The sequence below is a fragment of the Kitasatospora putterlickiae genome (assembly GCF_039527695.1).
Lineage (GTDB): Bacteria > Actinomycetota > Actinomycetes > Streptomycetales > Streptomycetaceae > Kitasatospora > Kitasatospora putterlickiae.
Genome location: NZ_BAAAKJ010000333.1, coordinates 4,647 through 18,441 on the forward strand (window position 1 = coordinate 4,647; position 13,795 = coordinate 18,441).

Sequence of the window (13,795 nt, forward strand, 5' to 3'; positions counted from 1 at the left end):
CCCGCTCGGGGAAGGCGGCGCCGCCGGGGCGGTCGTGGTGGGTGCGGACACGTACGGGACCTGCTCTCTGGATGCCCGGTGGGTCCGGGTCCGGTGGCGGGGAGCCACCACCGGACCCGGGTTCAGCCGGCCTGGGCTCTCGGGTGGCCTGCGCTCAGTGCGCCTGGGCTCAGCGGGCCTGCGCTCAGCGGGCCTTGGCTCACGAGCCTCGACTCACTGAGCCTCGACTCACTGGGTCTGGGCTCACTGGGCGGCGAAGGCCGAGGTGATCTGCGTGGCGGCGTCGCCCGAGGCCTTGGCCACGTCCGCCTTGCCGGTGACGACCTGCTGGAGCATCGTCGGGATGACGGACTGCGCGTCGATCTGCGCCCACGCCTGGTCCAGCGGCACGAACTTGGTGCCGGCCGCGATGGTGTCGGTGAACGGCTTCAGGAAGGCGTCCTTGGCGGCGACCTTGGCGTTGACCGACTTCAGGGTCGGCAGGTTGCCCATGGCGTCGTACATCTGCTCCTGGTACGTCGGGCTCGCCAGCAGCTGGGCGAACTCCACAGCCAGGGTGCGGTGCTTGGCCGCCTTCATCACGCCGAGGTTGTTGCCGCCGGCGAACGCCGGGGCGATCGAGCCGGCCTTCTCGCCGGGCAGCGGGACGACCCCGTACTTGCCCTTGACCGCGCCCGCGTCCACCTTGCTGCGGCTGGAGTTGGGCAGGATGGCCATCGCCGACTTGCCGGCCGCGAAGAGGTCGACGGTCTTGCCGCCGGTGAGGTCGGCGCACTGCTGGACCGGGCAGCCGTTCTCGTTGAAGAGGTCGGTGTAGCGCTTGATGCCGGCCTGCGAGGCGGGCGAGTTGATCGCCGCCTTGAACTTGTCGCCCTCCTTGGCGGCGATGTCGCCGCCCGCGTCCCAGACGAAGGGCAGCGCGCCGAAGGTGTACTTGCCGCCGACCGCGATGCCGAAGGTGTCGGGGTGCGCGGCGTGGATCTTCTCGGTGGCGGCGACCAGGTCGGCGTAGGAGGCCGGCGCGGCCAGACCGGCCTCGGTGAACAGGTCGGTGCGGTAGTACAGCGCGCGCACGCCGACCCACCACGGCAGGCCGTAGGTCTTGCCGTCGAGCACGGCGGTCGCGGCGATCGCCGGGTCGAGGTCGCCCTTGTCCTTCCACTTGTCGAGGTCGCCGCCGATCTCGGCGAGGCCGCCCGCGGCGACGTAGCCGGGCAGGTCGGTGTTGCCGAACTCGACCAGGTCCGGGGCGCTGTTCGGGTCGTTGAACGCGCCCTTCATCTTGGCGGCACGGGCCGAGGCGTCGGTGTCGATGTAGCTGACGTTGACGGTGACGCCCTGGTGGGAGGCCTGGAACTCGGTGACCGCCTTGCTGATCACCGCCTCCTTGGCGGCGTTGCCGGCCTCGTTGTACAGCCAGACCTGCAGCGTGCCGGTCTTGTCGTCGGCGGCCTTCTCGCCGGCCGGCACGGCGGTACCGGGCGAACAGGCGGCGGCCGCGAGGCAGGTGGCGGCGAGAACGGCGGCCGCGGTGGTCCGTCTGACGATGCGCATGGGTGTGGAGCCTCCCCTCCCGACAGCTGCCGCCGAGACGTGCGCCGCTGGGGACGGGTACGTCGAAGCAGGCCCTGACCGGGGCCGGTGTTGGGTGCGTGCGTGAACGCGTGGATGTGGGGGTGGTGCTACGCGGGTACGGCAGAGCGACCGCTCGGGTGGGCTGCGTCGCCTGCTCGATGCCAGGGACGTTAGGCGGGGGCGCTCGCGCCCAACAAGAGCCGGTTCGCGAAGTTTTGCACTGCACAACGCTGTATCGAAAACGCGGCCGACACACCCGGAAGCGGTACCGTTCGACAACCGCTGCCGGCCGGCGGCGGAACGAGAGGGGAACGGACCGCATGACGGAGCAGACGGCCGGCTCGGCCACCACCGCGAAACCGAAGAAGGCGGCGGGCGAGCGCAACCAGTCGTCCTCGCTGCGCCGGGCACTGTCCGTCCTCGGTTACGTCCGCGACCACGGCGACGGGCGCGGCGTTCCGCTCGCCCAGCTCGCCGAGGCGCTGGACCTCAACAAGTCCACCGTGCTGCGGCTCACCGGCCCGCTGCTCGACGAGCACCTGCTCGACCGCGACCGGGAGACCGGCTGGTTCCGGCTCGGCCACGGCTCGCTCCGCCTCGGCCAGGCCTACCTCTCCACCCTGGACCTGCGCAGCGTCGCCGCCGAACACCTGCGCCGCCTCCAGCGCGAGGCCGGCGAGACCGTCCACCTCACCGTCTGGCAGGCGCCGGGCATCGTCTACCTGGACAAGGTCGAGGACGAGACCAACGTCCGAATGGCCTCCCGGGTCGGCAGCCGGGCCCCCGCCTACTGCACCGCGACCGGAAAGGCGATCCTGGCCTGGCTCCCCGAGGAGGCCGTCGCCGAGGTCGTCGCCGCCGGCCTGCGCCCGGTCACCGCCTGGACCATCTCCGACGAGACCCGTCTGCGCGCCGACCTCGCCCGCATCCGGGCCCGCGGCTACTCCATCGACGACCGGGAGAACGAGCCCGAGGTCCGCTGCGTGGCCGCCCCGATCTTCGACCACACCGGCGAGGTCACCGCCGCCCTCTCGGTCTCCGGCCTGACCTCCCGGATGACCGCCGCCCGGGTCCGCGCCCTCGGCCCCGTCGTCGCCCAGGTCGGTCTGCGGATCTCCCGCGAGCTCGGCTCCGACCGCCCGGTGGCCTGACACGCGAAAGGGCCCGGCACCCGTGATGTTCAGGTGCCGGGCCCTCCCGACGTTGGAGCGCCAGGCCCGGGTCGCACGGACTCTCCCCACTGAAAGTGGGACGTGCTCTGGTAGCACCGCTGACGCCTGACGAGAGATCATCTCCCTCGCGACAGGAAGAACACTACCAGGGCGGAACGCCCGCCCGAACCACCGGAACGACCCGCTGAACCCGGCCCCGCGCACCCCGGCGGCCGGGTCCCCGTCGTCACGGCTTCATAACGTCACGCCAGTTGAGTAGATGTGACATTGCACATATCACATCATGCTCTTCATGAGAAAAGTCATCACCTTACTGTCCGCCGCCACCGCCATCGCGGTCCTCGGCGGCGCCACCGCGGTCGGGGCCGAGCCAGGGGCCGGAGGGCTCGGCCCCGACAGCGTGCTCGCCGACACCGGGCAGGGGACGCTGGCGTGGAGCTCGTGCGAGGACCCCGACACGCCCGCCCTGCAGTGCGCGATGCTCGACGTCCCGGTGGACTACTCCAAGCCCCGCGGACGCAAGATCAAGATCAAGCTGAACCGGCTCCCGGCCACCGCGCCCAAGGAGAAGCGCCAGGGGCCGATCCTGCTCAACCCCGGCGGCCCGGGGAACTCCGGCCTCTGGATGCCCGCCTACATCGCCGGACAGGTCCCGGCCGACGTCGCCTCGACCTACGACTGGATCGGCTTCGACCCCCGCGGCACCAATGGCAGCGAGCCCCATGTCGTCTGCGACGCCCACTACTTCGACGCCGAGCGACCCGACTACCAGGTGAGCCAGGGCACCGCGAAGGCCTGGCTGAAGAAGGCCGCCGGGTACGCCTCCGACTGCGCCGCGGAGTGGTCCTGGCTGCTCCCGCACATGACCACCGTCGACAACGCGCGCGACCTCGACAGCATCCGGCGGGCGCTCGGCGAGCCGAAGATCAACTTCTACGGCGGCTCCTGGGGCACCACGCTCGGTTCGACCTACGGGCAGCTGTTCCCCTCCCGGGTCCGCCGCATGGTGCTCGACAGCATCGTCGGCCCGACCATCACCTGGTACGAGCACAACAAGCTCCAGGACAAGGAGCACCAGCGCCGCTTCGACGCGTTCGCGGCCTGGACCGCCAAGGCCGACTCCGTCTACCACCTCGGCACCGACCCGGCCGCGGTGAAGCGCGCCTACGACCAGGTCGAGGCCGCCCTGCGGACCGACCCGGTGGACGCCGCCCCGGCCCCGGGGAAGATCGGGCCCGCCGAGTTCGAGGACACCTTCTACGGCGGCGGCTACAACTTCCTGCGCTGGCCCCGGATGGCCACCGTGATCTCGGCGTACGTCACCCAGCACGACACCCGGCCGCTCGCCATCGCCTACAACCGCTACGCGGCGCCCGGCGAGGACGACGGCTCGTTCCCCGCCTACAACGCCGTCCAGTGCACCGAGAACGCCTGGCCGCGCGACTGGGAGTACTGGAAGAAGGACCAGGCCGAGGTCAACGCCGTCGCACCCTTCTACACCTATAACAACATGTGGTACAACGCCGCCTGCATGTTCTGGCCCTACGAGGGCAACCGGGCCGGCCGGCTGAAGATCACCGGCAAGGGCCTGCCGCCCGTCCTCCTCTTCCAGTCCACCGAGGACGGCGCCACCCCGTACGAGGGCGGGCTCGCCATGCGGGAGGCGCTGCCCAGCGCCAAGCTCGTCGTCCAGGACGGCGGCAGCTTCCACGAGATCCTGTTCCACGGCAACGCCTGCCTGGACGACACCTTCACCGCCTACCTCCGCGACGGCACCCTGCCGAGCGGCAAGGGCCGGATCGCCAAGACCTGCGCCCCCACCGCCGAACCCACCCCGGTCTACGTGACCCCTCCCCCGGCCGGCAAGACCGCCGGAGCCGCCGACGCCGCCCCGCTGTCCCCCACCGACCCGGAGGCCGTCCGCGGCACGCTCCGCTGACGGAACACCCGGACACGCGAAAGGGCCCGGCACCCGTGATGTTCAGGTGCCGGGCCCTCCCGACATTGGAGCGCCAGGCCCGGATCGCACGGACTCTCCCCACTGAAAGTGGGACGTGCTCTGGTAGCACCACTGACGCCTGACGAGAGATCATCTCCCTCGCGATAGAAAGAACACTACCAGCCCGGAACACCCGCCCGAACCGGCGGAAAACCCCGGACGACCACCACCCCGGACACGCGAAAGGGCCCGGCACCCGTGATGTTCAGGTGCCGGGCCCTCCCGACATTGGAGCGCCAGGCCCGGATCGCACGGACTCTCCCCACTGAAAGTGGGACGTGCCCTGGTAGCACCACTGACGCCTGACAAGGAATCATCTCCCTCGCGACAGGAAGAACACTACCAGCCCGGAACACCCGCCCGAACCGCGCGCGAACGGACCGTCACACGGTCGCGGTGAGGCGGGTCCGGGGGCGGCGCTGGAGGGCTTCCAGGTCGCGCTGGAGGGGTGGCTTGGGGACGGCGAGGACCGGGCAGATCGCGTGGCGGGCGCAGTAGGCGGTGATGGAGGGGCGCAGCGCGCGGGCGAGGGCGCCGCGGCTGCCGGCGCCGAGCACGAGCAGGTCGTCCGGGCGGTCGGCGCAGCGCACCAGGGCCTGGCCGGTCTCGCCGCGGACGGCGACGCTGCGCAGCCGGACGCCGGCCCAGGCGCCGCCGAAGGCCTGGTCGAGGGCGTCGCGAAGCCGGGTGGCGGCCGCGTCGCGGCAGGCGGTGAGGAGCGGCGGACAGGGCGAACGGCGGTAGCCGAACTCGCCGCCCGCCGGGGTCCAGCAGTGCACGGCGAGGACCTCGGCGTCGAGCCGGCGGGCCTCGGCGACGGCGCGGTGCAGGGCGGCGAGGCTGCCGAGCGAGCCGCTGACGCCGACGACGACGCGTCCGCGTTCGTCGTCCTCGGGGACCCGGGGTGCGCTGGGGAGGTCTGTCGGCTCGTCCGCCATGGTGCTGGCCGTCCTTCCGGCTGGTGGCTGGTGACTCGTGGCTGGTGGCTGGTGACTGGTGTCGTCGGTCATCAGCCAAGCCCGGGCGGACCGGGGGCGTGCGGTTCATTGACGGGCCCCTGACGTGCGCGGGCCCGGTCCGTACGGCTTCCTGACGCGGGGGCCGTCGAGCGAATAATCACCGGACCGGATCGCCGGCGCTCTGGTTGAATCCGGGGCCATGGACACCAGCGCCCAGGACGACGGACGGCCCGGCCGGCTCCGTCACATCGCGATCCTGCTGTTCCCCGGCGTCGAGGAGCTCGACGCCATCGGCCCGTGGGAGGTGCTCGCCTACTGGACGCGCAACTTCCCCGAGGACGGCTGGCGGGTGTCGTGCGTCTCGCGCGACGGCGGGCCGGTGGAGTGCGCCAAGGGGCTGACCGTGCACGCCCACCACTCGTGGGCGTCGATGCCGGCCCCGGAGGTGGTGATCCACCCGGGCGGGCAGGGCAGCCGGCCGCTGCTGGTGGACGAGGAGCACCTGGAGCGGGTGCGGACGCTGGCCGCGTCGGTGCCGCTGATGACCAGCGTGTGCACCGGCGCGCTGGTGTACGCGAAGGCGGGACTGCTGCGGGGCCGGCCGGTCACCACGCACTGGGCGTCGCTCGACCTGCTGGCCGAGCTGGAGCCGACCGCCGAGGTGCGGCGGGAGGACCGGTTCGTCGACGACGGGGACGTGATCACCTCGGCGGGGATCTCGGCGGGGGTGGACATGTCGCTGCACCTGGTGGCCCGGCTCGCCTCGGTGGAGCGGGCCCGCCAGGTCCGGCGCGGCATCCAGTACGACCCGCAGCCGCCGGTGTAGCAGGCGGTGGCCGGGGCTGGGCGGGGTGCGGGGTGACCTGGGGCGTCCCGGGGGACCCCAGGTTCCTGGGGATACCGGGCCCGGACGGGTGGGCCGAGGATGCCGAGTGCCCCGCCCGCCCCTCCCCGACCAGGAGTTCGCGTCATGTTCCGCCTCGCCGCCCGGGCCGCCTCGGCCCTCGTGCTCGCCTCCGCGCTGACGCTCGCCTTCACCACCTCCGCGCTCGCAGATCCGCCCCAACCCGCCGCCACCGACATCGCCGGCGTCGGCGCGGGCACGACGGAGGCGCTGTTCAACCAGCACGGCGCGACGGGTGGATCTGCCGCGACCCCGGCGCGGCGGCCGCCATCCGCAGCCACGGCTTCCAGCCCGTCATCAGCTGCGGCACCACGGTCTACCCCCCGCGCTGATCGTCTCCCCTCACCCGCCCCCGCCCGGCGGGGGCGGGCCGGTCAGGTGTAGTCGTTCCGCCCGTACTCCTCGCGGCTCGGCCGGAAGTCGTCCGGCCGGTCGCGGCGGAGCTCCTCGTAGCGCTGCGCGTAGACGTCCAGCGCTTCGTGCAGCGTGCAGCCGGACGCGTCCTTGACCGCCTTGACCGCGAGGATGATCCGGCAGTCCAGGATGTCGCGGTCCACGCTCTCGGGCAGGTCGTCCATGCGCCGACCGTACCCACGGGGGCTCGCCCGCGAAGGTCGATATCGCCCGGGGAGCACCGCGCCGAAGCTGTCGGTCTGCTCACACCCGCCGCCCAATCCTCCTCCCGGCCCCGCCGCCGTCCTAGGGTGATCTTCCGGATCGGGCGATGAGGTGGAGCAGATGAGCGTTTCGCTGACGGCGCACCAGCTGATCGGGTTGCTGGTCGACCCCGGCGGCTACCGGAGCTGGGACGAACCGGCGGCCGACGAGCCCGCCGGCACCGCCTACCGGGCGAGCCTCGCCCGGGCGCGGGAGCGGACCGGCGTGGACGAGGCCGTGCTCACCGGCGTCGGCCGGATCGGCGGGGAGCCGGTGGCCCTGATCGCCTCCGAGTTCGGCTTCCTCGGCGGGTCCATCGGCGTGGCGACCGCCGAACGGATCACCCGGGCCGTCGAGCGGGCCACCGCCGAGCGGCTGCCGCTGGTCGCCCTGCCGGTCTCCGGCGGGACGCGGATGCAGGAGGGCTCGGCCGCGTTCCTCTGCATGCTGCGGATCACCGCCGCCGTCCAGGCCCACCGGGCCGCCGGACTGCCCTACCTCAGCTACCTGCGCAACCCCACCATGGGCGGGGTGTTCGCCTCCTGGGGCACGCTCGGGCAGCTGGTGTTCGCCGAACCGGGCGCGCGGCTGGGCTTCCTCGGACCGCGCGTCTACGAGGAGCTGCGGGGCGTCGAGCTTCCCCCCGAGGTGCAGCGCGCCGAGACGCTCGCCGAGCGCGGGCTGGTGGACGCGGTGGTGGCACCCGAGGAGCTGCGCGAGGTGCTGCGCCGCTCCCTGTCCGTGCTGACCCGCCGGGCGCTGCCCGCCCCCGCGCCCGCCCCCGCGGAACCCGCCGAGCGGCCCGATGCCTGGGAGGCGGTCCTCCGCACCCGCCGCCCCGACCGACCGGGCACCCGGGACCTGCTGCGCCGCACCACCGAGGAGCTGGTGCTCCTCGACTCCCCCGGCGGCCGCGACGGCGCCCTGGTCCGGGCGCTCGCCGTGCTCGGCGGGCAGCCCGCCGTGGTCGTCGGCCAGCAGCGTCGGACCGGTGCCCAGGAACGCCCCTTCACCGCCGCCGACCTGCGGGCCGTCCGCCGCACCGCCCGGGTCGCCGAACAGCTCGGCCTGCCCCTCGTGACGGTGGTCGACACCGCCGGCGCCGAACTCTCCGTCCAGGCCGAACTGGACGGCGTGGCCGTCGAGATCGCCCACTGCCTCACCACCCTGCTCGCCCTGCGCACCCCCGTCCTCGCCGTCCTGCTCGGCCAGGGCTCCGGCGGCGGCGCACTGGCCCTGCTCCCCGCCGACCACGTCCTCGCCGCCACCAACGCCTGGCTCGCCCCGCTCCCGCCCGAGGGCGCCTCCGCCATCGTCCACCGCGACGGCACCCACGCCCCGGACCTGGCCCGGTCCCAGGGCATCGGCGCCCACGACCTCGCCGCCGTCGGCCTGGTCGACCAGGTGGTCCCCGAACTCCCCGACGCCGCCGACGAACCCGCCGCCTTCTGCGCCCGCCTCGGTCACGCCGTCGCCACCGCCCTCACCACCCTCACCGCCACCCCCGAAACCGCTCGCCTCGCCGCCCGCGCCGCCCGCCACCGCCGCCTGGGCGACGTGCTCACCGCGGAGTGATTCCGCCCCCTCCTGGCGAGTGGGCGGACTCCGCCCGTCCGTCTCGTCAACCACCGCGATCGGTCACTCCGCCGCGTCCGCGCCCGCGCCGGCGGCGACGGTGGTCGGGCGAGGGGGCGGGGTGGAGCAGAGGCTTCAAGGGTCCTCCCTGGTCGATCCGGAGTGGTCGATCTGGAATGGTCGAGTTGGAGCCGGACAACCCAGTGGTGCCCGTGCGCTCCAAACGCGTATCCGCCTGATCCGGTGGCCGTTCACGGGTCAGGTTGACGCCGGTCGGACGAGCGGATGATCAACGGATGCTCTCGGCCGCCTGCCCAGTCGCCTGCGCGGCCGGCGCCGTCGGACCGGTCGTCCGGATGGCCGGGCCCGGGTGCGGCGCTCCGGGCGGCGGATGACGATGCCAGTGGCCGCGACACGCGCGACGCCGAAGGAGGAAGCCGTGGCAGCTGTGGCTCGCATCCCGCTGGAGAACGGCGGCTGGGTGCTGCTCGAAGCGGCCGGCACGGCGGAGGGCCCGGTGAAGGCCGGGCGGATGGGCGAGGCGATCCGCGATCTGCCGATGAGCCTGCAGGGAGCCCTCGTCCCGGTCACCACGGCCGCCCACGCGGCGCTCGACGAGTTGCGCCGGATCGGCCCCGACGAGATCGCGGTGGAGTTCGGCGTGGACCTCTCCTTCGAGGCCGGGGCCGTGATCACCAAGAGCGCCGCCAACTGCCACCTGCTGGTACGGGCGCTGTGGCGGCAAGGCGGCCCCGGCACCCCCGCCGCCCGGCCGGGCCCGCACGGTGGCTAGCGCGGACCGGCCGCCGGGCGACGGTCGCGCGGGTGAGCTGCTGACTGCCGTGGCCCAGGTGCTCGGGCCGGGCGGCACGGTCGCCGGAGCGGGCTTCCTGGTCGGAGTGGACGTCCTGCTGACCTGCGCCCACGTCGTGCGCGCCGCCGGATCCGGCCCCGGTGAACAGGTGCGGCTCGCCTTCCCCAACGCGGAGCGCTCGCCGCTGGTCGAGGGCCGCGTCCTGGAGGAGCCCTGGCGCGAGCCGGACGGCGACGACGTGGCCGTCGTCCGCCTGGACCGTGCCGTGCCGGGGACGGCGGCACTGTCGCTGGGCTCCCCGGAGGGCTGCCGGGGCCATCAGGTGCGGTCGTTCGGGTTCCCCGCCCAGGCCCCGCCGGGCGGGCACTTCGGCTTCGGTGTGGCCGGCGACCTGCTGCCGGCCGCCGAGGGCGGCAGCGCCCACCTCCAGCTGACCGCGGCCAACGACCTGACCGCCGGATTCAGCGGCGGCCCGGTGCTCGACGAGCTGACCGGCCTGGTCATCGGCATGGTGACCGAGATCGCGGCCCCCGACGACTGGGAACGCGGCCAGGGCATCGCGTACGTCACCCCCGCGCAGGTCCTGCGGGAGGTCTGGCCCGACCTGGCCCTGACCGACGTCTGCCCCTACCGGGGCCTGGAGTCGTTCACCGCGGAGCAGGCCCGGTGGTTCGAGGGCCGGAAGGAAGCGGTGCGGCAGGTGCTGGCCAACCTGGCCCACCAGCAGCGGCTGACGCTCCTGCTCGGCCCCTCCGGTTCGGGCAAGTCGTCCCTCGTGCAGGCCGGCGTCCTGCCCGCGCTGGCCGAGGGGCAACTGCCGGGCAGCGACCGATGGTTGCCGGTACTCGCCCGGCCGCGTCAGGACCTGCCGGCCGAGCTGGAACGCGCCGGTCTGCCCGGGGCGCGCCAGGACGGGATCGCCGCCGCCGTCACCCGCAGGCTGGCGAAGGAACCGGACCGGGACCGGATCCTGCTGGTCGTCGACCAGTTCGAGGAGTTCCTCACCCGGTCCACCAACGGCCGGCAGCGGGAGGTCCTGGCGGTCGCGGACCAGATCACCGCACTCGTCGACTCGGCGGTCCCGGTCAGCGTGGTCCTGGTCATGCGCGACGACTTCTACCCGCAACTGGCGGCCCTGGCGCCGACGTTGCTGGAGAAGGCGATGCCTGGCCTGCTCAACCTGCCGAGCACCCTCAGCCGGGACGAGCTGCACGACATCATCACCCTGCCCGCCCGATCCGTCGGCGCCCACTTCGAGGCCGGACTGCCCCAGCAGATCATCACCGACGTCCTGGAGGCCGCTCCCGAAGGAGCGCCGGGCGATCGGGCGCCCGTCACGGTCCTACCACTGCTTGAGCTGACGCTCAGTCAGCTGTGGCAGCGGCGCCGGAACGGCTACCTCACCCACGACGCCTACCAGCGCATCGGCGGGGTCACCGGGGGCCTCACCACCTGGTGCGACTCCGCCCTCCGACAACTCCCCAGCGAGCAACTTCCCATCGCTCAGCGGATCCTGACCTCCCTGGTAAGGCCCGCCGAGCCCGGCTACCAGATCCCGGCCATCCGGGAACAGCTCCCGCTGCGCGAACTGCGCGAGCTGGCCGCCAGCACCGAGGCCACGCCCGAAGGCGAGCGGGCCGTCGACGACGTCGTCGCCGCGCTCACCCGCCACCGGATCATCATGACCCGCGCCCCGCACACGCCCGGCGGGCCCCAGCCACCGGCCGGCCAACCCGTCGCCGAACTGATCCACGACGCGCTCATCCGCGAATGGGGCACGCTCCAGGACTGGGTGGAGCAGGACCACCGCTTCCAGGGCTGGCTGGAGAGCACGCGCAAGCGACGGGCCGCCTGGGCCGAACGGAAGGACCCCGGAGACCTGCTCGGGGGAACGGCACTCGCCGAAGGCCTCGACTGGGCGCGGCAGCGCCACCTGCCGGGCGACATCAGCGCGTTCCTCACCGCCAGCCAGGAACGCCAGCAGTCCGCCATCCGGCGCAGCAGGCGGCTCAACGCGATCCTGGCCGGCCTGCTCGTCGTCGCCCTGGTGGCCGCCGCGGGAGCCGTCTGGCAGTGGCGGACGGTGGCCTCGGAGCGGGAGGCGGCCCTGTCACGGCAGTACGCCGCCCAGTCCGACACGCTCATCAACACCAACCCCGACCTCGCGGCGCTGCTGGCCATCGCGGCGTACAACACCAGCCACACGCCCGAGTCCGTCGGGAGCCTGGGCAACGCGGCGCTCCTGCCCTTGCAGCGGCGTCTGCCGGACCACACGGACGCGGTCTACGCCGTCGCGTTCAGTCCCGACAGGAAGACCCTCGCCACGGCCGGCGCGGACACGTCCGTACGCCTGTGGGACGTCGACACGGGTACCACCCGCGTCATCCTCGACGGCCACGAGGGCATCGTGTTCTCCGTGGCGTTCAGCCCCGACGGCAAGACCCTCGCCAGCGCGAGCTTCGACGGAAGCGCCCGTCTGTGGGACGTCGCCACCGGATCCCCCGGCGCCATCTTCAGCCCTGACCTCGGCGGCCTGACAGGAGTGGCGTTCAGCCCCGACGGACGAACCCTCGCAACCGGCGGCGCCACCGGGCCGGTATGCCTGCTGGACGTCGCCACCGGCACCACCCGCATCACCCTCGAAGGCCACACCGACACTGTGACAGGGGTGGCGTTCAGCCCCGACGGAAAGACCCTCGCCACCGCGAGCTACGACAAAACCGCACGCCTGTGGGACGTCGCCACCGGATCCCCCGGCGCCATCCTCAAAGGCCACACCGACACTGTGACAGGGGTGGCGTTCAGCCCCGACGGAAAGACCCTCGCCACGGCCAGCGACGACCAGAGCGCACGGTTGTGGGACGTCGCCACCGGCACCACCCGAATCAGCCTCACCGGCCACTTGGGCGGGGTGGAGGCGGTGGCGTTCAGTCGGGACGGCAAGACTCTCGCCACCGGCAGCACCGACCAGAGCGCGTGGCTGTGGGACGTCGCCACCGGATCCACTCGTGCCACCCTCAACGGCCATGTTGACACCGTGTTCTCCGTAGCGTTCAGCTCGGACGGGAAGACCCTCGCCACCGGCAGCGTCGACAAGACCGCCCGGCTGTGGGACATCTCCGCCGGTGTCACCCTGACCGGCCACGCGTCGCCACTGGGCGCGGTCGCGTTCAGTCCCGACGGAGGAACCCTCAACACCGCGAGCACCAACGCGGCGGTATGGGCATGGAACGTGAAGGACCACACCGGCCACGGCCTCCTGGGCGGCCGCCCGTCCGCCGCCGGTGCCGCGAGCGCGGTGGCACTCAGCCCCGACGGGAAGACCCTCGCCACCGGTGAAGCCGACTTCACGGTCGGGCTGTGGGATGTGGCCACGGGCACGAACCTGAAGATCCTTCCCGGTCATGGGGATCACATCCGCGCGCTGGCGTTCAGCCCGGACGGAAAGGCCCTCGCAAGCGCCGGCGACGACTACACCGCGGCATGGTGGGACGTCCCCACCGGCGACTTCCACGGCTATGCCGAACACGATGCCGCCGTGGAGGCCGTGGCGTTCAGCCCGGACGGAAAGACCCTCGCCACCGGCAGCGTCGACCGGACCGCCCGGCTGTGGACCGTCGCCACCGGATCCCCCGTCGCCACCCTCAAAGGCCACGTCGGCGCCGTGGACGCCGTGGCGTTCAGCCCGGACGGACAGACCCTCGCCACCGGCAGCGAGGACAACGCCGTCCGGCTGTGGGAGGTGGACACCGGCAAGAACCGCGCCGCCCTCACCAGCCACACCGACAGCGTGTTCTCGGTGGCGTTCAGCCCGGACGGGAAGACCCTCGCCACCGGCAGCGCCGACACCACCGCACGGCTGTGGGACCTAACCACCGGCAAGAGCCGCGCCACCTTCGCCAGCCACACGGACTCGGTGGTCGCGCTGGCGTTCAGCCCCGACGGCCGCACCCTGGCCACCGGGAGCAACGACACCACGGCCCGGCTGTGGAACGTCGCTCCGCCCAAGCCCTCCGAAGCGATCCGGAAGATCTGTCAGTCCGTCAACCGCGGCCTCAACCCCGATGAACAGGTGTACCTGTCCGGCCACTCGACCGACCCGGTGTGCCCGAAGGGCTGACACGGCCCTCTGACGGCGCG

9 protein-coding genes are annotated in these 13,795 nt (G+C 72.9%); 6 read left to right on the forward strand and 3 right to left on the reverse strand.

Annotation, left to right across the window (positions count from 1 at the left end; all coding sequences use genetic code 11):
* Positions 1 to 243: 243 nt before the first annotated feature.
* Positions 244 to 1,554 (reverse strand): extracellular solute-binding protein, encoded by a 1,311-nt coding sequence (locus ABD308_RS31380; RefSeq protein ID WP_344342565.1) that lies wholly within the window; start codon positions 1,552 to 1,554, stop codon positions 244 to 246.
* Positions 1,555 to 1,895: 341 nt separating this feature from the next.
* On the opposite strand from ABD308_RS31380, the gene ABD308_RS31385 reads away from it, so the two are divergent.
* Complete coding sequence (locus ABD308_RS31385; protein ID WP_344342568.1) at positions 1,896 to 2,726, forward strand: IclR family transcriptional regulator; 831 nt, start codon at positions 1,896 to 1,898, stop codon at positions 2,724 to 2,726.
* A gap of 313 nt (positions 2,727 to 3,039) precedes the next feature.
* Positions 3,040 to 4,686, forward strand: a complete 1,647-nt coding sequence (locus tag ABD308_RS31390; protein ID WP_344342571.1) for an alpha/beta hydrolase — start codon at positions 3,040 to 3,042, stop codon at positions 4,684 to 4,686.
* A gap of 443 nt (positions 4,687 to 5,129) precedes the next feature.
* Here ABD308_RS31390 and ABD308_RS31395 read toward each other — a convergent pair whose 3' ends face one another.
* Positions 5,130 to 5,684, reverse strand: coding sequence for a universal stress protein (locus ABD308_RS31395; RefSeq protein WP_344342575.1), 555 nt, complete (start codon positions 5,682 to 5,684; stop codon positions 5,130 to 5,132).
* 220 nt (positions 5,685 to 5,904) lie between these two features.
* Here ABD308_RS31395 and ABD308_RS31400 point away from each other — a divergent pair, with 220 nt between their 5' ends.
* Positions 5,905 to 6,531: a DJ-1/PfpI family protein gene (locus ABD308_RS31400; protein ID WP_344342578.1), complete on the forward strand. Its 627-nt coding sequence runs from the start codon at positions 5,905 to 5,907 to the stop codon at positions 6,529 to 6,531.
* Positions 6,532 to 6,983: 452 nt separating this feature from the next.
* Here ABD308_RS31400 and ABD308_RS31405 read toward each other — a convergent pair whose 3' ends face one another.
* Positions 6,984 to 7,187 (reverse strand): hypothetical protein, encoded by a 204-nt coding sequence (locus ABD308_RS31405; RefSeq protein WP_344342582.1) that lies wholly within the window; start codon positions 7,185 to 7,187, stop codon positions 6,984 to 6,986.
* Positions 7,188 to 7,347: 160 nt separating this feature from the next.
* Here ABD308_RS31405 and ABD308_RS31410 point away from each other — a divergent pair, with 160 nt between their 5' ends.
* The 3 genes from ABD308_RS31410 (at position 7,348) to ABD308_RS31420 (ending at position 13,775) form a co-directional block, all read left to right on the forward strand.
* The gene (locus tag ABD308_RS31410) at positions 7,348 to 8,841 is read left to right on the forward strand and encodes a carboxyl transferase domain-containing protein (protein WP_344342584.1); all 1,494 of its coding nucleotides are present in this window, start codon (positions 7,348 to 7,350) and stop codon (positions 8,839 to 8,841) included.
* 439 nt (positions 8,842 to 9,280) lie between these two features.
* A complete protein-coding gene (locus ABD308_RS31415) occupies positions 9,281 to 9,634 on the forward strand; it encodes a CU044_2847 family protein (RefSeq protein ID WP_344342586.1) in 354 nt (117 codons plus the stop codon).
* Positions 9,635 to 9,683: 49 nt separating this feature from the next.
* A complete protein-coding gene (locus ABD308_RS31420) occupies positions 9,684 to 13,775 on the forward strand; it encodes an nSTAND1 domain-containing NTPase (RefSeq protein WP_344342588.1) in 4,092 nt (1,363 codons plus the stop codon).
* Positions 13,776 to 13,795: the final 20 nt, after the last annotated feature.

Excerpts from the sequence above, each read along its gene's own strand:
- ABD308_RS31380 (WP_344342565.1), bottom strand. The coding sequence starts at position 1,554 with ATGCGCATCGTCAGACGGACCACCGCGGCCGCCGTTCTCGCCGCCACC.
- ABD308_RS31385 (WP_344342568.1), top strand. The coding sequence starts at position 1,896 with ATGACGGAGCAGACGGCCGGCTCGGCCACCACCGCGAAACCGAAGAAG.
- ABD308_RS31390 (WP_344342571.1), top strand. The coding sequence starts at position 3,040 with ATGAGAAAAGTCATCACCTTACTGTCCGCCGCCACCGCCATCGCGGTC.
- ABD308_RS31395 (WP_344342575.1), bottom strand. The coding sequence starts at position 5,684 with ATGGCGGACGAGCCGACAGACCTCCCCAGCGCACCCCGGGTCCCCGAG.
- ABD308_RS31400 (WP_344342578.1), top strand. The coding sequence starts at position 5,905 with ATGGACACCAGCGCCCAGGACGACGGACGGCCCGGCCGGCTCCGTCAC.
- ABD308_RS31405 (WP_344342582.1), bottom strand. The coding sequence starts at position 7,187 with ATGGACGACCTGCCCGAGAGCGTGGACCGCGACATCCTGGACTGCCGG.
- ABD308_RS31410 (WP_344342584.1), top strand. The coding sequence starts at position 7,348 with ATGAGCGTTTCGCTGACGGCGCACCAGCTGATCGGGTTGCTGGTCGAC.